General features: G+C 68.1%; 16 protein-coding genes. 12 read left to right on the top strand and 4 right to left on the bottom strand.

The genetic code is table 11. From position 1 onward, the window contains the following. Positions 1-92 precede the first annotated feature (92 nt). Genes aroQ through aat form a run of 4 tightly spaced genes read left to right on the top strand, consistent with a single transcriptional unit; the run spans position 93 to position 3137 of the window. Positions 93-566 (top strand): type II 3-dehydroquinate dehydratase, encoded by a 474-nt coding sequence (gene aroQ, locus AC1DJ5_RS03410; RefSeq protein WP_441453111.1) that lies wholly within the window; start codon positions 93-95, stop codon positions 564-566. A gap of 13 nt (positions 567-579) precedes the next feature. Continuing rightward, positions 580-1074: an acetyl-CoA carboxylase biotin carboxyl carrier protein gene (accB, locus tag AC1DJ5_RS03415; RefSeq protein ID WP_441453109.1), complete on the top strand. Its 495-nt coding sequence runs from the start codon at positions 580-582 to the stop codon at positions 1072-1074. An 8-nt stretch (positions 1075-1082) separates the two neighbouring features. Further along, positions 1083-2435, top strand: a complete 1353-nt coding sequence (gene accC, locus AC1DJ5_RS03420; protein WP_477019695.1) for an acetyl-CoA carboxylase biotin carboxylase subunit — start codon at positions 1083-1085, stop codon at positions 2433-2435. Between the two features lie 6 nt (positions 2436-2441). Continuing rightward, on the top strand, positions 2442-3137 hold the full coding sequence (gene aat / locus AC1DJ5_RS03425; RefSeq protein WP_441453105.1) for a leucyl/phenylalanyl-tRNA--protein transferase: 696 nt from the start codon (positions 2442-2444) through the stop codon (positions 3135-3137). On the opposite strand, the gene AC1DJ5_RS03430 is transcribed toward aat, so the two are convergent. Then, the gene (locus AC1DJ5_RS03430) at positions 3104-3787 is read right to left on the bottom strand and encodes a DUF2155 domain-containing protein (RefSeq protein WP_477019696.1); all 684 of its coding nucleotides are present in this window, start codon (positions 3785-3787) and stop codon (positions 3104-3106) included. The genes aat and AC1DJ5_RS03430 overlap by 34 nt on opposite strands. Beyond that, positions 3784-4176, bottom strand: a complete 393-nt coding sequence (locus AC1DJ5_RS03435; protein WP_441453102.1) for an NADH:ubiquinone oxidoreductase subunit NDUFA12 — start codon at positions 4174-4176, stop codon at positions 3784-3786. The genes AC1DJ5_RS03430 and AC1DJ5_RS03435 overlap by 4 nt, the downstream gene beginning before the upstream one ends. Positions 4177-4383: 207 nt before the next feature. On the opposite strand from AC1DJ5_RS03435, the gene AC1DJ5_RS03440 reads away from it, so the two are divergent. The 3 genes from AC1DJ5_RS03440 (at position 4384) to AC1DJ5_RS03450 (ending at position 8588) form a co-directional block, all read left to right on the top strand. After that, positions 4384-7074: a TSCPD domain-containing protein gene (locus AC1DJ5_RS03440; RefSeq protein WP_477019697.1), complete on the top strand. Its 2691-nt coding sequence runs from the start codon at positions 4384-4386 to the stop codon at positions 7072-7074. A 57-nt stretch (positions 7075-7131) separates the two neighbouring features. Further along, on the top strand, positions 7132-7623 hold the full coding sequence (locus AC1DJ5_RS03445) for a pentapeptide repeat-containing protein (protein ID WP_477019698.1): 492 nt from the start codon (positions 7132-7134) through the stop codon (positions 7621-7623). A gap of 65 nt (positions 7624-7688) precedes the next feature. Next, positions 7689-8588 carry a pentapeptide repeat-containing protein gene (locus tag AC1DJ5_RS03450; protein ID WP_441453096.1) on the top strand — a complete coding sequence of 300 codons (900 nt, stop codon included), beginning with the start codon at positions 7689-7691 and terminating at the stop codon, positions 8586-8588. 65 nt (positions 8589-8653) lie between these two features. Here the strand turns inward: AC1DJ5_RS03450 and aspS are convergent, their stop codons facing one another. Continuing rightward, positions 8654-10486, bottom strand: a complete 1833-nt coding sequence (gene aspS, locus AC1DJ5_RS03455; RefSeq protein ID WP_477019699.1) for an aspartate--tRNA ligase — start codon at positions 10484-10486, stop codon at positions 8654-8656. A 175-nt stretch (positions 10487-10661) separates the two neighbouring features. Between aspS and AC1DJ5_RS03460 the strand changes: the two genes are divergently transcribed. The 4 genes from AC1DJ5_RS03460 (at position 10662) to AC1DJ5_RS03475 (ending at position 15548) form a co-directional block, all read left to right on the top strand. Then, a complete protein-coding gene (locus AC1DJ5_RS03460; protein ID WP_441453092.1) occupies positions 10662-11336 on the top strand; it encodes a P-loop NTPase family protein in 675 nt (224 codons plus the stop codon). A 61-nt stretch (positions 11337-11397) separates the two neighbouring features. After that, a complete protein-coding gene (locus AC1DJ5_RS03465; protein ID WP_441453090.1) occupies positions 11398-13629 on the top strand; it encodes an RNA degradosome polyphosphate kinase in 2232 nt (743 codons plus the stop codon). Further along, entirely contained in the window at positions 13629-15149 is a 1521-nt protein-coding gene (locus AC1DJ5_RS03470) for a Ppx/GppA phosphatase family protein (protein ID WP_477019700.1), read from the top strand. Before AC1DJ5_RS03465 ends, AC1DJ5_RS03470 begins: the two co-directional genes overlap by 1 nt. Positions 15150-15182: 33 nt before the next feature. Next, positions 15183-15548: a VOC family protein gene (locus AC1DJ5_RS03475; protein WP_477019701.1), complete on the top strand. Its 366-nt coding sequence runs from the start codon at positions 15183-15185 to the stop codon at positions 15546-15548. A 3-nt stretch (positions 15549-15551) separates the two neighbouring features. Here the strand turns inward: AC1DJ5_RS03475 and rnd are convergent, their stop codons facing one another. Next, the gene (gene rnd / locus AC1DJ5_RS03480; RefSeq protein WP_477019702.1) at positions 15552-16703 is read right to left on the bottom strand and encodes a ribonuclease D; all 1152 of its coding nucleotides are present in this window, start codon (positions 16701-16703) and stop codon (positions 15552-15554) included. Between the two features lie 81 nt (positions 16704-16784). On the opposite strand from rnd, the gene purM reads away from it, so the two are divergent. Next, on the top strand, positions 16785-17822 hold the full coding sequence (gene purM / locus AC1DJ5_RS03485) for a phosphoribosylformylglycinamidine cyclo-ligase (protein WP_441453082.1): 1038 nt from the start codon (positions 16785-16787) through the stop codon (positions 17820-17822). Positions 17823-18067 lie beyond the last annotated feature (245 nt).

The following is an 18067-nucleotide window of genomic DNA, read 5'->3' on the forward strand; positions in this document are numbered from 1 at the left end:
ACCTCTTCATCGACGCGCTTTGCGTCGCGCCTTACCTGAGCTACAACGCCCGACCGAATCCGCGCGGTCGTGAGCGCCAGTTTTCCGAGCGAATGCCCGAAGCCCCTGTCCTCTACGTCCTGAACGGTCCCAATCTCAACCTCCTCGGGGTTAGAGAGCCGGACATCTATGGCTACGAGACCCTGGCCGACGTCCAGGCGTTGTGCGAGGCCGCCGCTGGCGACGTGCGCGTGGTCTTCCGCCAATCGAACCACGAAGGCCAGTTGGTCGACTGGATCCACGAGGCGCGCAATGAGGCCTGCGCCCTGGTGATCAATCCCGCCGCCTTCACCCATACCTCGGTCGCCCTGCTGGACGCGTTGAAGACGCTCAGCGTGCCCGTCGTCGAATGTCACCTGTCGAACCCCGCCGCGCGCGAGGATTTCCGGCGTCATTCCTATGTTTCGCTGGTTGCGACCGGCGTAATTTCGGGCTTCGGCCCCCACAGCTACGAACTGGCCGTCAAGGCCGCCCTTCGGCTTGCGCGGGAACGCGCAGACGCCGGGGCCCGTTCGCCCAAGACCTGAAGAGAGCACCGCCATGTCTGACGACAAACACAAGAACGAAGGCATCGACGCCGGCCTGATCCGCAGCCTGGCCGACATCCTCAACGAAACCGACCTGACCGAGATCGAGGTCGAGCGCGGCGAACTGCGTATCCGTGTCGCCCGCGAGATCACCATGACCGCCGCCGCACCGATGCATTATGCCGCCGCCCCGGCCGCCCACGCTGCGCCCGCCGCTGCCGCCGCCCCGGCCTCCATGCCGTCGGACCCGGCCACCATCCTTTCCCGCAAGGGCGAAGAGGTGAAGTCGCCGATGGTCGGCACCGCCTATCTGCAGGCCTCGCCGGAGGCTCCGGCCTTCGTCAAGCCGGGCGACAAGGTCAAGAAGGGCCAGACCCTGCTGATCGTCGAAGCCATGAAGACCATGAACCCGATCCAGGCCCCGCGCGACGGCGTCGTGTCGGAAATCCTGGTCGGCGACGCCCAGCCCGTCGAATACGGCGAAGCTCTGGTCATGCTGGAAGCCTGAGACCCGTCATGTTCACCAAGGTCCTGATCGCCAACCGGGGCGAAATCGCTCTGCGTATCCACCGCGCGTGCAAGGAGATGGGGATCTCCACCGTCGCCGTACACTCCGAAGCCGACCGCGGCGCCATGTGGGTGCGGCTGGCGGACGAAAGCGTCTGCATCGGCCCCGCGCCGGCGGCCAAGTCCTATCTGAACATCCCGTCGATCATCGCGGCCGCCGAAATCACCGGCGCCCAGGCGATCCACCCGGGCTATGGCTTCCTGTCCGAGAACGCCCGCTTCGCCGAGATCGTTGAAGCCCACGGCATGACCTTCATCGGTCCCAAGCCCGAGCACATCCGGGTCATGGGCGACAAGATCAGCGCCAAGCAGACCGTTCTGGACGCCGGCATCCCCTGCGTTCCCGGCTCGGCCGGCGAAGTCGAGACCATCGAGGCCGCCATCGAGGCGTCCAAGGCCATCGGCTTCCCCCTGATCGTCAAGGCCGCCGCCGGCGGCGGCGGTCGCGGCATGAAGGTCGCCCTGACCGCCGATGATCTGGTCGAGGCCGTGCAGACGGCCCAAACCGAAGCCAAGGCCGCCTTCGGCAACGGCGCCGTCTATATGGAACGCTACCTCCAGAAGCCGCGCCACATCGAGATCCAGGTCATCGCCGACAGCCACGGCAACGTCGTCCACCTGGGCGAACGCGACTGCTCGCTGCAACGCCGCCACCAGAAGGTGCTGGAAGAGGCCCCCTCGCCCGCCCTGTCGGCCGAAGGCCGCAAGGCTATCGGCCAGACGGTCAACAAGGCCATCGCCGCCATCGGCTATCTGGGCGTCGGCACGATCGAATTCCTGTGGGAGGACGGCGAGTTCTTCTTCATCGAGATGAACACCCGCCTGCAGGTCGAACACCCGGTCACGGAAATGATCACGGGCGTCGATCTGGTCCGCGAACAGATCCGCATCGCCGCCGGCCTGCCCCTGTCCTTCACCCAGGAGGATATCCACTTCGACGGCCACGCCATTGAAGTGCGGATCAACGCCGAAAACGCCGAGACCTTCACACCGTCGCCGGGCACGATCACGGACTTCCACGCCCCGGGCGGCCTGGGCGTGCGTCTGGATAGCGCCATCTACGCCGGCTATTCGATCCCGCCCTATTACGACAGCCTGATCGGCAAGCTGATCGTCCACGGCCGCGACCGCGAGGAGGCCCTGGCCCGCCTCAAGCGCAGCCTGGGCGAAGTCGTCATCGGCGGCATCGACACCACCATTCCCCTGTTCCAGAAGCTGCTGCAGGAGCCGGACATCTTGTCGGGCGACTACGACATCCACTGGCTGGAAAAATGGGCCGCCCGTCAGAAGGCTCAGGCCTAAGGCGTCTTGGAAGACCCCGAGTTCAGCGCCAGCAGCCCCTCCAGCGCCTTCGGGCCTGAAGAACTTCTGGCCTGCTACGCTCGGGGCGTCTTTCCCATGGCTGAGGCGCGCGACGATCCGCGCGTCTTCCTGGTCGAGCCCGACCAGCGGGGCGTCGTACCGCTGGATCGTTTCCACATCCCCACGCGCCTGCGCCGCACCGTCCGGCGCGAGCCGTTCCAGGTGCGGGTCGACACGGCCTTCGCCGCCGTGCTGGACGCCTGCGCGGCCTCCACGCCGGGGCGCGAGGACACCTGGATCAATGATCCGATCCGCCGCCTCTATCTAGAGCTCCACGCGCGCGGCCACGCCCACAGCATCGAGTGCTGGCAGGACGAGGTTCTGGTCGGCGGCCTCTACGGCGTGACCCTGGGCGGCGCCTTCTTCGGCGAGAGCATGTTCAGCCGGGCGCGCGATGCGTCCAAGGTCGCCCTGGTGCATCTGGTGGCGCGCCTGCGGCGGGGCGGCTGGAGTCTGCTGGACGCCCAGTTCCTGACCGAGCACCTCAGCCAGTTCGGGGCGGTGGAGACGCCACAGGCGGCTTACTTGCGGCTGCTCAAGCCCGCCCTGCGCCTGACGCCCGACAAGTTGGCCCTGACCGTGCCCCTAACGGGCGCGGAGGCCGTGACCTATGCCTTACAGCCAACCACCCAGGCGTCGTAGATCGGGTGTTGCAGGCCGCTGACGGCCGGCGACGACGCAAACATCCAGCCCTTGAAGATCTGGCGCGCCTCGGTCGGCACGGCGATGCCGCGCGGCTGAACCCCGACTTCCAGATAGGCGATGGCGTCCTCGGTCAGTTCGTCCGGCGCCGAGACCTCGCAGGCACGAGCGCTGAAGATCAAGGTCTTGTTGAAGCGGACCGGACGACCTCCGACCTCGACCTCGAACCGCATCGTTTCGGCCGTGACCTTGTCGATGGCCTGAATGATGGCGACCGGACGACGCTGGCGACGACCGGGCGCGGCCTCAGGCGCCGCTTCGGGCCTGGGCGCTTCAGTTGCAGCCTCGGGCGGCGCCTCCTCCTGAACGGCGGCGACTTCGGTCCCGGGCACGATGACGGGCACACCCGAATCCGGAGCCGGAACGCCGGCGGGGGCCGTCGGGGTCGGCGCAGGCTGAACGGCGGACGACGTCGATGTCGACGGCGCAGCCTGATTCGCCGCGCGGTTGGCGTCGCGCAGCACGTCGCCGACCGGGTCCTTGGCCGGCACCGCATCCTGCGGCAGATCCATCAGGGCGCCGGCCATGCCGACGCCCGAGACCGCCAGTCCCGCCACGGCCACGCCGATCAGCAGGACGCGTCGTTTCATTCCGGGCTCCAGGCCTGGTAGTCGCCAGTAGCGGCGGGGCGCTTGCCTTCGTTGGCCAGCGAACCCTGCGGGCGCCACGCCATCGGCGTGCCCGTCATGTTCGGCAGGTGATCCTTTTCCCACGACCGACGCGGCAGCGGCTTCTCGCTGGGCGCCTCATCATAGGTGTAGCGCATCCAGCCCTGCCATTCCGGCGGGACCTTGGACGCCTCGGCATAGCCGTCATAGATGACCCAGCGGCGCTTGCGCCCGTCATAGCTGACATTGTCGCGCGACTGGTAATAGCGGTTGCCGAACTCGTCCGTGCCGACCAGTTGGCCGCGGCGGGCCACGGTGAACAGGGTGCCGATCGTGGCGCCGTTCCACCATGCGAAAATCTTGTTCAGCACGTCGTCGAACTCACTTGAATTCCACCGCCCAGGGAGGTCCGGCGGCGCAAGGCGATCATAGAAACCGCAGCCGCCCGCGTCCAGCGCCTAGCGTGACGGCCGAACATCAACATCTTGGGGGTAACCCGCACTCGAGACCCAAGATTTATTGAAACGCCTCACAGGGCGTCGTTAATGTCGCGATCAGGACACGCGCGGAGACGTCTGATGCGCATCAAGCCCCGATTTGCCCTCCTCGCCGCGACCGTGACGCTGGAGCCCCGCCTGATCGAACGCCCCGGCGTCATGGCGCCAACGCTGGCGCCCGCCGACTGGTCCGACGCCCGTGTCGAGGCCTGGCTGGACTGGGCCGAAGCCCTGCCGACCGACCTGCCAGACGGCGCCGCCGGCCTGAGCGAAGATCACGAAACCTGGCTGGAGGGCGCCGCCGACCGCTGGGCGCATCGTCTCGCCGCCTGGGGCCGCGTGCGGGGCCTGTTCACTATCGCCGCCGACGCCGCCGCCTTCGCCGAAGAACTGTCAGCCGCCCTGTTGCTGGGCGCCGCCGCACCCAGCGCGGTGCTGCGTGACGGGATCCGACCGGCCTCGACGAGCCAGCAGACGCCCAGCGCCGCCGCCTTCATTTCGCTGAACGAGCCCGGCGCGACGCGACGTCTAGCCGACCTGACCGCCGCCCGACGCGGTGAACGGTTGGCGGGACGCGCGGCCGAGGCCCTGTCCGACGCCCTGCAGGCCGTCGCCGACGCCGTGGACCGCTGCGAGGGCCCGCGCGAGGCCTGCGCCGATCCCGGCCGCAACCCGGCCCTGGCCCGCGCCGCCCTGACCGCCCGACGCTGCGGCGCGACTGACGCCGACATCATCCGCGCCGCCGAGGGCGAGAGCCCCGCCATCGCCCTGCCAGGCCTTCCTGTCCGGGCCGTGAAGCCGGTGCTGGCCCCGCGCGACAGCATCGCCTCGGGCGGGCCCGAAGCCCGGGCCGTGGGCGAGGCGGCGCTGGAAGGCGATCTGGCCCTGACCTTCACGCCGCGCGACGGCGAAGCCCTCGCCGACGCCGAGTTGGAGGCGCGCGCCGCCCTGCACCTACCCGTGCTGGCGGCCTTGACGGGCGACACCTTCGACGAAGCGCTGGACGATCTGGTCCGCCTCTGGGTCCTCGCGCTGGAGATCGAGACCGCCATCGGCTTCTGCGCCGACGCCGCCTCCGCCCGCCGACGCGAAGCCGCCCGGCCCATCGCACTCGGCCTGTCCGGTCTGGCCGACTGGGCCGTCGCGACCAAGGCCGAGGACGCAACCACCCTCGCCGCCTCGGTCGGCGCGCGCGTCTCAGCGGCCGCCGGCGCGGCCTCCAGCGAAATCGCCGCCCGCCTCGGCCCCTGCGCCGAATGGGACACGGCCAAGGACGAGGCTGTCGACATCGCTCTCCAGCGTGGTCAGGACGCGTCGGCCCTGACGCGCCACGGCCGTCGCCATGCGGCGATCAGCCTGTTCGTGGCCGACGCCGAGATCGACCTGCGCCTCGGCGCCTCTCCCTTCGCCCCCACCGACCTGTTCCAGACCGACGACGGCGAGACCGAACGCCGCCTGCGCCCCGCCCTGGCCCGCGCCATCGCCCGCGCCGGCGGGGACGTGGAAGACGCCGAGCGCCGCCTGTTCGGTCGCCGCACGCTGATGGGCGCGCCGGGCGTGAACCATTCAGCCCTGCGCGAACTGGGCTTCACCGATGTCGAACTTGAGGCCGTCGAAGACGCGCTGGCGCAAACGGATCGGTTGTCTGCGGTCTTCGCGCCGCCCGTGCTGGACGCCGGCTTCGTCGGCGACGTTTTGGGCCTCTCGGTCGAGGGCGGCGACGACCTGCTGCCCCGACTCGGATTCGACGCCGCCGCCATCGAAGCCGCCCGCGCCGCCGCCTTCGGCCACCCCAACCTGTCCGGCTGGGAGGCCGCGCCCGAGGCCCTGCGCGCCCTGTTGTCCTGCGATCCTGCGGTGTTCGAGGCGGGACTTCGCCGCGCCATCGAGCCGTTCAGCGACGCCCCCGACGCCACGCCCGACCTGATCGGCTGGCGCGCCGGCGCGCTGCAGGCCGCCCGCGCCCTGGGTCAGGCCGCGAGAGACGGCCGCCGCGCCGTCGTCCTGCGCCGCGCCTCGCCGCCTGCCGATTTCCGCCTCGACCTGATCGAATCCGACGCACCGATCCAGCGCCGCGCCGAGCCGGAAGCCAAGCCCGTCGAGCGCGTCGTCGAGAAGGTCATCGAGCGCGACCGAACCCGCCGCAAACTGCCTGACCGGCGCAAGGGCTATATCCAGAAGGCGGCTGTCGGCGGCCACAAGGTCTATATCCACACCGGCGAATACGAAGACGGCGAACTGGGCGAGATCTTCATCGACATGCACAAGGAAGGCGCCGCCTTCCGCAGCCTGATGAACAACTTCGCCATCGCCATCTCGATCGGCCTGCAATACGGCGTGCCGCTGGACGAGTTCGTCGACGCCTTCGTCTTCACCCGGTTCGAGCCCGCCGGGCGCGTGACCGGCAATGACTCGATCCGCTCGGCGACCTCGATCCTCGACTACATCTTCCGCGAACTGGGCGTCTCCTATCTGGAGCGACAAGAACTGGCCAATGCCGAGCCTGAGGGAAACCCCGATGGTCTGGGGGCCGTCACCACGAACGACGCCGAGCCGGTGCCGGCGGCGCGGTTCATTTCCAAGGGCTTCGCGCGCGGCGCGGCGCCCGACAACCTCGTCGTCGTCCCCTTCGGCCGCAAGGCCGAGGCCCCGCGTCCCACGACGTCGACCGAAGCCGTCGCCTGTCCCGAATGCGGCGACTTCACCCTGCAGAATCGAGGCGGCGGCTGGGTCTGCGACGCCTGCGGGGCCGCGCCGCAAATGCAGGGCTGATCGCGAAACGTTCCGGCCCGCTTCTTGCTTAGAGACCTCAAAGCCCGGAGCCTTCGCATGAACCGTCTCGCTATCGCACTCGCCGCGACGCTGATCGCCGTCACGGCCCTGCCTGCGGCCGCCCAGAACGCCTCCCAGATCAGCCGCGTGCGCGGCGGCAGCGACTGCCCCGGCTGCAACCTGTTCCAGGGCGACTTCTCGGGCATGGAGGTGCGCGGCCTCAATCTGGCCGGCGCCCGCCTGCGCCAGGCGGACCTGAGCCTGACGGTGATGAACCGCACCCGTTTCTCGCGCGCCGACATGCGCGACGTCGACGCCTACGGCGGCGTCTTCTCGGGTTCGAATTTCGCCGGGGCCGACCTGACCAACGCCAGCTTCGTCGGCGCCTACCTGGATGGCGCAACCTTCGCCGGGGCCCGCCTGAGCGGAACCAATCTGTCGGGCGCCCACCTGGCTCGAGCCATCGGCTTGACCCAGAGCCAGCTCAATCAGGCCTGCGGCGACGATGCGACCGTCCTGCCGTCCGGCCTGCGCATTCCGGCCTGCTGAAGGCCGGCTTCGTTACCACGATTTAAGTAGGGTTTTTCGGGAGGTGAGAGCATCTAGGTGACGTGATGAAAAGCACGCGTCCCCTCCTCCGTCGCCTGGCCACCGCAGCCGCCGCCCTGTCGGGGGCCCTGATCGCCGCCCCCGCTTTTGCCGGAGCAGCGGACATGGCCGAGATGCAGGATCGCGACGTCGCCCGCATGGTCTCCTTGGGCGGCAGTTGCAATCGTTGCGAACTGTCGGGCCGCGATCTATCGGGCGCCACCTTCACAGGCGCCAGCTTCACCAACGCCACCCTGGTCGGCGCCATCCTGCGCGGCGCCGAGTTGATCGGCTCGAACTTCTCGGGCAGCGATTTCAGCCGCGCCGATCTGCGCGGCGCCGAGATGGTCGGGGCCAACTTCACCGATGCTGTGTTCGCCAGCGCCAACCTGACCGGTGCCGAAGCGACGGGCGCGACCCTGATCCAGACCAATTTTCAAGGCGCTAACCTGTCTTCCGCAGAGTTGAACGGCGCGAACTTCAACCGCGCCGTCCTGATCCGCGCCAAGTTCAACAGCAGCGAGATGTTCGCCGCCACCCTGGCCAATGTGCGGGCCGAGGGCGCCGATTTCTCGAACGCCGAGGTCAACGCCTCGAACCTGACCAACGGCGATTTCGCCGGGGCCTCGTTCCGCAACGCCTCGCTCGACAGCGCCCGCCTGACCGGCGGAAACTTCGACCGCGCCAATTTCTCGGGCGCCTCCATGGACCGCACCGACATTCGCGGCGCCGACCTGTCGGGCGCGCGGGGCCTGCGTCAGGAACAGATCCAGGAAGCCTGCGGCGACGGCGCCACGCGCCTGCCCAGCGGCCTCTCCGTGCGCTCCTGCGGCGGCAGCGTCCGCATCGTCCGCGCCCACCCTGCGGCACCCGCGCCCCCCGTTCCGCCGCGCCAGCGCAACCTGGTCATCGCCTCCGGCAACTGACCACGAGACAAAAAAGGGGCGGCCCGCGAAGGCCGCCCCTTTCCATGTCAGCGGACCGCCGCCGCTCAGATCTTGAGCGGCAGGGCCGTGCGGATCGACAGTTCCTTGAGCTGCTTCTCGGCGGCCTCGGCGGGCGCGCTCATCAGCAGGTCCTGGCCCTGCTGGTTCAGCGGGAAGGCGATGACTTCGCGGATGGCCGTCTGGTTGGCCAGCAGCATGACGATGCGGTCGATGCCGGGGGCCAGACCGCCGTGCGGCGGCGCGCCGAAGCGGAAGGCGTTCAGCATGCCGCCGAACTGTTCCTCGACCACCGAGGCGTCATAGCCGGCGATCTCGAAGGCCTTGAGCATGATCTCGGCCTTGTGGTTCCGGATCGCGCCCGAGCACAGCTCATAGCCGTTGCAGACGATGTCGTACTGATAGGCGCGGATGGTCAGCGGGTCCTGGGTCTCCAGGGCCTCCATCCCGCCCTGCGGCATCGAGAAGGGGTTGTGGCTGAAGTCGACCTTCTTCTCTTCTTCCGACCATTCGAACATCGGGAAGTCGACGATCCAGCAGAACTTGAACTGCTCCTCGTCGACCAGCTTCAGCTCCGTGCCCACGCGGGTGCGGGCCAGACCGGCGAACTTGGCGAAGACGGCGGGGTCGCCGGCGGTGAAGAAGGCGGCGTCGCCCTTGCCCAGGCCCAAGCTCGCCATCAGGGCCTCGGTCGGCTCCTGACCCAGATTCTTGGCGATGGGGCCGCCCCAGGCCTGCTGATCGTCCGACCAGAAGATGTAGCCCAGACCCGGCTGGCCTTCGCCTTGGGCCCACGAGTTCATGCGGTCGCAGAAGGCGCGGCTGCCGCCGGTCGGCGCCGGGATGGCCCAGACGGCGTTCTTGGCGTCCGCGCCCAGAATCTTGGCGAACAGGCCGAAACCACCGTCGCGGAAGTGTTCCGACACGTCCTGCATCTTGATCGGGTTACGCAGGTCCGGCTTGTCCGAGCCGTACCACTTCATCGACTGAGCATAGGTCAGGCGCTCGAAGCCCTTGTGCTCCATGCTCTGATCGAAGTCGTTGATGAAGGTATGGGTCTGATCGATCGGCGAGACTGGCTTGCCGTCGCCAAACTCGTTGAACACGCCGTGCATCAGCGGCTCGATGGCGGCGAAGACGTCTTCCTGGGTGACGAAGCTCATCTCGACGTCGAGCTGATAGAACTCCAGCGAACGGTCGGCGCGCAGGTCCTCGTCGCGGAAGCAGGGCGCGATCTGGAAGTAACGGTCAAAGCCCGACACCATCAGCAGTTGCTTGAACTGCTGCGGGGCCTGCGGCAGGGCATAGAACTTGCCCGGATGCATGCGGCTCGGCACCAGGAAGTCGCGCGCGCCTTCCGGCGACGAGGCCGTCAGGATCGGCGTCTGATACTCAAGGAAGCCCTGCTCGACCATGCGCTGACGGATCGAGTGGATCACCTTGGAGCGCAGGACAATGTTCTTGTGCAGGGTCTCGCGACGCAGGTCGAGGAAGCGGTTCTTGAGGCGGATTTCCTCAGGATACTCGGGCTCGCCAAAGACCGGCAGCGGCAGCTCGGCCGCTTCCGACAGGACTTCAACGGCCAGAACCCGCACTTCGATCTGGCCGGTCGGCAGGTTGGCGTTGGTGGTTTCGGCCGAGCGGCTGACCACTTCGCCGTCGATCTTGATGACGCTTTCAGCCCGCAGGCGCTCGACCGCTTCGAAGCCCGGCGTCTCGGGGTGAAGCACCAGCTGCGTCAAGCCGTAGTGGTCGCGCAGGTCGATGAACAGCAGGCCGCCGTGGTCGCGCTTGCGGTGAACCCAGCCCGACAGACGAACATTCGAGCCCGCATCCGTCGAACGGAGGGCGCCGCAGGTATGGGTGCGATAGGCGTGCATGATCGGATTTCGTCTGAAAACGGCTGGAGAACAGCGTGAATTAGGAGGGGCGAAAGGCCCACCATCGCCCCGGAAAGTCAAGGCTGGCGGCTAAATCCACAGCACCGCGCGGTTGTCCACCGCAGCAAGGAACCTGCCCACAGCACGCCCGGCGGCCTCTGCTATGGTTCCCTTCATGACCGCCCTCGGCACCGACATCCAGCAACTGCGCCTGCCCCTGCGGCAGGAGGCGTCTCAGCGCGCCTCGGATTTCGTCGTGTCCGAATCCAATTCCAGCGCGACCTCGGTCCTGGCGACCTGGCCCGAGACGCCCGGTTCGGTCCTGTCGATCTTCGGCCCGCCCGGCAGCGGCAAGAGCCATCTGGCCGCCGCCTGGGTCGAGCGCACCGGCGCCGTCGCCCTGCACGGGGCCGAGGCCGCCCTGGTGGATCCGCTGGAACTGGAGGGCCAGTTCGTCCTCCTGGATCGCGCCCAGGACGCCGACGACGAGAGCCTGTTCCACCTGATCAACCTGACCCAGTCGGGGGGCGGCGCCCTGCTGCTGGTGTCGCGCGACCCTCCGGCGGCCTGGGCCTGCGACCTGCCCGACCTGCGCTCGCGCCTGAACGCCATCCGCACCGTCGGGATCGAGGCGCCCGACGACGCCGTTCTGGCCGCCATGCTGAAGCGCGCCTTCGCCACCCGCAACATCACGCCGGGCGAAGAGGTCGTGGACTATCTGGCCCGCCGCATCGACCGCTCGGCCGACGCCGTTGAGAACATCGTGGACCAACTGGACGCCTTCCACCGCCCGGTCACCCGCGTCCTGGCCCGTCAGGTGCTGGACGACAGCGACGAACTGTCCGACTGATCACGCAAGATCAGGCCAGATCACGGTTGCAGCCGTCACAGGGCCGCGCGACAACGGCTACATGACTGAAATCGCGCCCATCGCCGTCGACACCACCGGCGAGGAAGTCCCCTCCTCGCGCGCGCCGCAGCTGGAGCTGTCCGAGGCACTGATGGCCTCGCCCGAGCGCTTCATCAACCGCGAGCTGTCCTGGTTGGCCTTCAACGGACGCGTGCTGGAGGAAGCCGCCAACGAGGGCCATCCGCTGCTGGAGCGGGTCCGCTTCCTGTCGATCTCGGCCAACAACCTGGATGAGTTCTTCATGACCCGCGTGGCGGGCCTGAAAGGCCAGGTGCGCGAGCGCGTCCGCGTCGTCTCGCCAGACGGCCTGACCCCTGCGGAACAGCTGGAACAGGTCAACGCCGCCGCCGGGGGCCTGATGGCCGAACAGCAGCGCCAGTGGCGCGTGCTGCGCAAGGAGATGACGGCCGCCGGGATCGAGGTCGTCGACGGCGCCAAGATCACGCGCACCGAGCGCGAGCGGCTGGAGCCCGAGTTCCTGAACCAGTTGTTCGCCGTGCTGACGCCGATGGCGATCGACCCGGCCCACCCCTTCCCCTTCCTGCCCAACCTCGGCTTCTCGCTGGCGCTCAAACTGCGCCGTCACAGCGACAACCGGGTGCTCTATGCGCTGGTGCCGGTGCCGACCCAGGTGCGACGCTTCTGGGCGCTGGCGACCGACGGCCGTTCAGCGCCGGGGCGCAAGCGGTTCGTCTCGCTGGAAAACCTGCTGCTGCTGTTCATCGACCATCTCTTCCCCGGCTGCGAAATTCTGGAGAAGGGACTGTTCCGCCTGATCCGCGACTCGGACATCGAGATCGAGGAAGAAGCCGAAGATCTGGTCATGGAGTTCGAAGAGGCGCTGAAGCAGCGCCGGATGGGTTCGGTCGTCCGCATCAAGATTCAGGCCTCCATGCCCGAGGACCTGCGCCAGTTCATCATCGCCGAACTGCACGCCCAGCCTCAGGACGTGGTTCTGGTCGAGGGGATGCTGGGGCTGGCGCAACTGGCCGAACTGATCCCCGGCGGCCACCCGGACCTGAAGTTCAAGGGCTATGAGCCGCGCTATCCCGAGCGGGTGCGCGACAACGGCGGCGACATCTTCGCGGCGGTCCGCGAAAAGGACATGCTGATCCACCACCCGTTCGAGAGCTTCGACGTGGTGGTGCAGTTCCTGCGACAGGCGGCGCGCGACCCCAACGTCATCGCCATAAAGCAGACCCTGTATCGCACCTCCAAGGACAGCCCCATCGTCGCCGCCCTGATCGAGGCGGCCGAGAACGGCAAGAACGTCACCGCCCTGATCGAACTCAAGGCGCGCTTTGACGAGGAGGCCAACCTGCGCTGGGCACGGCAGATGGAGCGGGCCGGCGTCCACGTCGTCTTCGGCTTCGTCGAGTATAAGACCCACGCCAAGCTGAGCGTCGTCGTGCGTCGCGAGGGCGAGGCCCTGCGGACCTACTGCCACTTCGGCACCGGCAACTACCACCCGACGACGGCCAAGATTTACACCGACCTCAGCCTCTTCACCTGCGATCCGGTGCTGGGGCGCGATGCGACGCGGGTGTTCAACTACATCACCGGCTATGCCGCCCCGGACGAACTGGAGGCCCTGATCGTCTCGCCGCTGAACATGAAGACCAGCCTGCTGGAGATGATCGGCAAGGAGATGTCGGCCGCCGCCAAGGGCAAGCCCGCCGCCATCTGGGCCAAGATGAACGCCCTGGTCGACCCCGAAATCATCGACGCCCTGTACCGCGCCAGTCAGTGGGGCGTGCGGATCGAACTCGTCATTCGCGGCATCTGCTGCCTGCGCCCCGGGGTGGCGGGCCTGTCCGAGAATATCCGGGTCAAGTCGATCATCGGCCGCTTCCTGGAACACAGCCGCATCATCGCCTTCGCCAACGGCCACGACCTGCCCAACAACAAGGCGCGCCTTTTCATTTCGTCCGCCGACTGGATGCCGCGCAACCTCGACCGTCGCGTCGAGCTGATGACGCCGATTCTGAACGCCACCGTCCACGATCAGGTGCTGGACCAGATCATGGTCGCCAATCTGAAGGACGACGCCCAGAGCTGGGTGTTGGAGTCGGACGGAACCTATCGTCGCGTCACGCCCTCCGGTCCTGAACGTCCGTTCTCGGCCCACAAATATTTCATGACCAATCCCAGCCTGTCGGGCCGCGGCCGCAAGGTGAAGACCCTGCCCGGCGCCCTGTCCTATGCGGGTCTCAAGCCCCGGAAGCGCCGCTGATGGGCGTCGAGGCCGAATACCCGTCACGCCAGATCGCCGTCATCGACATCGGCTCCAACTCGGTGCGTCTGGTCCTCTACCGGCTGGAAGGCCGGGCGGTCTGGACCATGTTCAACGAAAAGGTTCTGGCGGGGCTGGGCCGTGACATGGCTGCCACGAAGCATCTGTCGGTTCCAGGCGTGGTCTCGGCCATGATCGCTCTGCGCCGCTTCGCCGCCCTGATCGAAGGCGTGCAGCCGGATCAGACCATCGTCGCCGCCACCGCCGCCGTGCGAGAGGCCCAGGACGGCTCCGAGTTTTGCGCCCGCGTCACCGCCGAGACCGGCCTCAAGGTCCGCGTCCTGAGCGGCGAGGAAGAGGCCCGCTATTCAGCGCTCGGCGTCCTGGCTGGCGCCCCGCGATCGCGCGGCGTCGCCGCCGACATGGGCGGCGCCAGCCTGGAGTTGACCCGCATCGGCGACAGCGCCCGGCATCAGCCGCTGGGCAAGGGCGTGACCCTGCCTCTGGGGCCGTTCGCCCTGGCCGACCCCAAGGGGTTCGACGCCGACCGCCTGCGCGCCCGTATCGCCAAACGGCTGGAGCCGGTCGCTGCGCCCTTCGCCACCGACGCCCTGCACGCGGTCGGCGGCGCCTGGCGCAGCCTGGCCCAGATGCATATCGCCATGAGCAACCATCCGCTGCGGATCGTGCACGAATACGCCATGACCGCCGCGGACGCGCGCGATCTGGCCCGACTGGTGGCGCGCCAGTCCAAGGCGTCGCTGGAAAAGCTGCCGGGCGTGTCCAAGCGCCGGGCCGAAACCCTGCCCTACGCCGCTCTGGTGCTGGATGGGCTGATCGACGCCCTGGGGCTGAAATCCGTGACCTTCTCGGCCTGGGGCGTGCGCGAAGGCCTGCTCTACGCCGGGATGTCGCCCGACATGGCGGCCGTCGACCCGCTGCTGGCCGGTTGTTCGGCCTGGGGCGGGCGTCAGGGTGTGGACCCGGCCCTGCCGCGCGCGCTGGACGGCTGGCTGCAACCGGTCGTCTCAGCCATGCCTGAGGCCTTTGGCGAGGAACGCGACGCCGTTCTGACCTCGTCGGTCTGCCGTCTGGCCGACCTCGGCGCCCGGCTGCACCCCGACCATCGCGTCGAACTGGTGTTCGATCAGGTGTTGCGCTCGCCCATTCCGGGCCAGACCCACGCCGAACGCGCCTTCCTGGCCGTGGCGATGAACGCCCGCTACGGCGGCGACGCCAAGACGCCGTCTCCCGGCGCCGTGGACCGGCTGCTGTCCGAAACGGGCCAGAAGCGCGCTCGCGCCCTCGGGCTGGCCATGCGGCTGGCCTGCGACCTGTCGGGCCGCTCGCCGCAACTCCTCGCCAACGCCGCCGCCACCGTCGAAAAGGGCGCGTTGCGGATCACGGCCGCCGAGGGCTACGCTGACATGTTGCTGGGCGAACAGACGCGCCGCCGGGCCAAGGCCTTGGCCGAGGCCATGGGGCTAGGCTTGAAAATTCAGGATGCGGCGTCGGTCTGACGTCGCTCGGATCTCGTTTTGGGAGGAACGACCATGCCAGTCACCGGAATCGGCGGCTTCTTCTTTCGCTCGAAGGACACCAAGGCCTTGGCCGACTGGTATCTGACGCACCTCGGCGTCGGCGCGCCCGAGGGCGTGTGGGTCTGGGATCAGCAGGCCGGCCCGACCGTCTTCGCTCCGTTCAAGGAAGACAGCGACTATTTCGCCGCCGACCACCGCTGGATGCTGAACCTGCGCGTCGAGGGACTGGACGATCTGATCGCCTCCCTCACGGCCGCCGGGATCGAGGTGATCACCAAGCCGGAATGGGAAGCCCCCGAGATCGGACGCTTTGCGCGCATCCACGATCCCGAGGGCAATCCGATCGAACTGTGGGAGCCGGCTTCGCCACCGGCCTGATCCCTAGCCTTCGATTTCGACCACTTCGACCCGGGCGCCGTTCAGCACCAGGGCGATCTCGCCGCGCTTCAGCTTCAGCGCGTCTTCGCCGAACAACTGGCGGCGCCACCCCTTCATGGCCTCGATGTCGGCGTTGTCGTCCAGGGCGATCTTTTCCAGATCGGCGACGTTGGCGATCAGCTTGGTCGCCACGCCGGCGTTGTCGCTCTTGGCCTTCAGCAACACCTTCAGCAGCTCGACCACCGAGGGGGGCGCCGGCTGGCCGTGCGCCGGGCGCTCCAGCTTGGGCGCATGAGCTTCCGGGTCGGCCAGGACGCGCTTCAGCTCGGCCGCCAGCTCGATGCCCAGACGCGAGCCGCCGAAGCCCTTGGGCACCGAACGCAGGCGGTTGAAAGCGTCGGGGTCGGTCGGGGCCTGGGTCGCGATCTCGTCGATCGCCTCGTCCTTGAGGATACGGCCACGCGGCTGGTCGCGCTCCTGGGCCGCGCGCTCACGCCAGACGGCGACGGCGACGAAAGCGGCCAGGTATTTGGCGGCGTATTTCTTGGGCTTCAGACGCTTCCACGCATTCTCGGGCGTGGCGTCGTAAAGGGCCGGATCGGTCAGGGCGGCCATTTCGGACATGACCCAGTCGAGACGGCCCTCCTTCTGCAGCCGCTCCAGCAGCTTGGGATAGAGGGTGGCCAGGTGGGTCACATCGCCCAGGGCGTAGACCAGTTGCGCTTCCGACAGCGGGCGACGCGCCCAGTCGGTGAAGCGGCTGCCCTTGTCCAGTTCCTGCCGCAGCATCTGGCGGACCAGCTGTTCATAGCTGACCTGATCGCCGAAGCCGGCGGCCATGGCGGCGACCTGGGTGTCGAACATCGGCCTGGGCATGGCGCCCAGGCGATTGAAGATCTCCACGTCCTGTCGGGCGGCGTGGAAGACCTTGATGATCGATTCGTCGCGCAGCAGCGCGAGGAAGGGTTCGAGGTCCAGATCCTCGGCCATCGGGTCGATGATCGCGGCGTCCGTGGGCGAAGCGGCCTGGATCAGGCACAGCTTGGGCCAGTAGGTCGTCTCGCGCATGAACTCGGTGTCGACCGTGATGAACGGGGCCTTGGCCAGGCGTTCGCAGAACTCGATCAGCGCGTCATTGGTGGTGATTGGCGTCATTCCGATGCTATAGCCCCGCGCGACGCCGTCGTGGCAAGAGCGCTGCGACAGATTTTCGCCCCCGATTTCGAGCCGTGACCGATGAGCGACACCCCGAAAGCCCCGAATTCCGGCCTCACCTACGCCGATGCGGGTGTGGATATCGACGCCGGAGAAATGTTGGTCGACGCCATCAAACCCCTCGCCAAGTCGACTCGCCGCCCCGGCGCCGAGGCTTCGCTGGGCGGATTCGGCGCCCTGTTCGACCTGAAGGCTGCCGGTTTCCAAGACCCGCTGATCGTCACCACGACGGACGGCGTCGGCACCAAGCTGAAGATCGCCATCGAGACTGGCCGTCATGACGGCGTGGGCGTCGATCTGGTCGCCATGTGCGTCAACGACCTGCTGGCGCAAGGCGCCGAGCCGCTGATGTTCCTGGACTACTACGCCACGGGCAAGCTGGACGTGGACGCCGCGCGCCGCGTCGTCGCCGGCATCGCCGAGGGCTGCCGCCAGTCGGGCAGCGCCCTGGTCGGCGGCGAGACGGCCGAGATGCCGGGCATGTATTCGGGCGGCGACTATGATTTGGCCGGCTTCTCGGTCGGCGCCGTCGAGCGCGGTCAGGTTCTGCCCTATCTGGACCAGCAGAAGGCCGGCGACGTCATCATCGGCCTGGCCTCGTCGGGCCCGCACTCGAACGGCTATTCGCTCATCCGCAAGGTCGTGGAAAAGTCTGGCCTGGCCTGGGGCGACGACGCCCCCTTCGCCAAGGACCGCACCCTGGCCCAGGCCCTGATGGAGCCGACCCGCATCTATGTGAAGCCGGTCCTGCCGCTGATGAAGGCCGGCCTGATCAAGGGCGCGGCCCACATCACGGGCGGGGGCCTGATCGAAAACCCGCCGCGCTGCATCGCCGACGGCCTGCAGGCCGCGTTCGACTGGAACGCCTGGTCCCTGCCCCCCGTCTTCGAATGGCTGAGCGTCGTCGGCGGCATCTCCGACCACGAACTGCGCCGCACCTTCAACTGCGGCGTCGGCTTCATCCTGATCGTCTCGCCCGAGAACGCCGAGCCGGTCCTGGCCGCCCTGCTGAACGCGGGCGAAGGAGCCTTCGTTTGCGGCCAACTCGAAGCCGCCTGAAGCGCGCCTCGCGCCTGAAATGACAAAGGCCCCGGTCGCGAGACCGGGGCCTTTTTTCTTGGGCCGGATTTATCAAGAGCCCTCCCCCTCGATGGGGGAGGGTTGGGTGGGGGTGAGGGCAAGCCGTTTCCGAAGAAAGCCCAGGAGGCGCCGACGCGTCACATGAGCCCTATCCGAAATGTCATGCGCACACCCCATCCCCAGCCCTTCCCCCATCGAGGGGGAAGGGAGATGCACAGCCTGAG

It is taken from the genome of Brevundimonas sp. 01N35, assembly GCF_056399785.1.

Coding starts and splice junctions, on each gene's coding strand:
- aroQ (WP_441453111.1), top strand. CDS start 93: ATGCCCGAAGCCCCTGTCCTCTACGTCCTGAACGGTCCCAATCTCAAC.
- accB (WP_441453109.1), top strand. CDS start 580: ATGTCTGACGACAAACACAAGAACGAAGGCATCGACGCCGGCCTGATC.
- accC (WP_477019695.1), top strand. CDS start 1,083: ATGTTCACCAAGGTCCTGATCGCCAACCGGGGCGAAATCGCTCTGCGT.
- AC1DJ5_RS03430 (WP_477019696.1), bottom strand. CDS start 3,787: ATGAAACGACGCGTCCTGCTGATCGGCGTGGCCGTGGCGGGACTGGCG.
- AC1DJ5_RS03440 (WP_477019697.1), top strand. CDS start 4,384: ATGCGCATCAAGCCCCGATTTGCCCTCCTCGCCGCGACCGTGACGCTG.
- AC1DJ5_RS03445 (WP_477019698.1), top strand. CDS start 7,132: ATGAACCGTCTCGCTATCGCACTCGCCGCGACGCTGATCGCCGTCACG.
- AC1DJ5_RS03450 (WP_441453096.1), top strand. CDS start 7,689: ATGAAAAGCACGCGTCCCCTCCTCCGTCGCCTGGCCACCGCAGCCGCC.
- aspS (WP_477019699.1), bottom strand. CDS start 10,486: ATGCACGCCTATCGCACCCATACCTGCGGCGCCCTCCGTTCGACGGAT.
- AC1DJ5_RS03460 (WP_441453092.1), top strand. CDS start 10,662: ATGACCGCCCTCGGCACCGACATCCAGCAACTGCGCCTGCCCCTGCGG.
- AC1DJ5_RS03465 (WP_441453090.1), top strand. CDS start 11,398: ATGACTGAAATCGCGCCCATCGCCGTCGACACCACCGGCGAGGAAGTC.
- AC1DJ5_RS03470 (WP_477019700.1), top strand. CDS start 13,629: ATGGGCGTCGAGGCCGAATACCCGTCACGCCAGATCGCCGTCATCGAC.
- AC1DJ5_RS03475 (WP_477019701.1), top strand. CDS start 15,183: ATGCCAGTCACCGGAATCGGCGGCTTCTTCTTTCGCTCGAAGGACACC.
- rnd (WP_477019702.1), bottom strand. CDS start 16,703: ATGACGCCAATCACCACCAATGACGCGCTGATCGAGTTCTGCGAACGC.
- purM (WP_441453082.1), top strand. CDS start 16,785: ATGAGCGACACCCCGAAAGCCCCGAATTCCGGCCTCACCTACGCCGAT.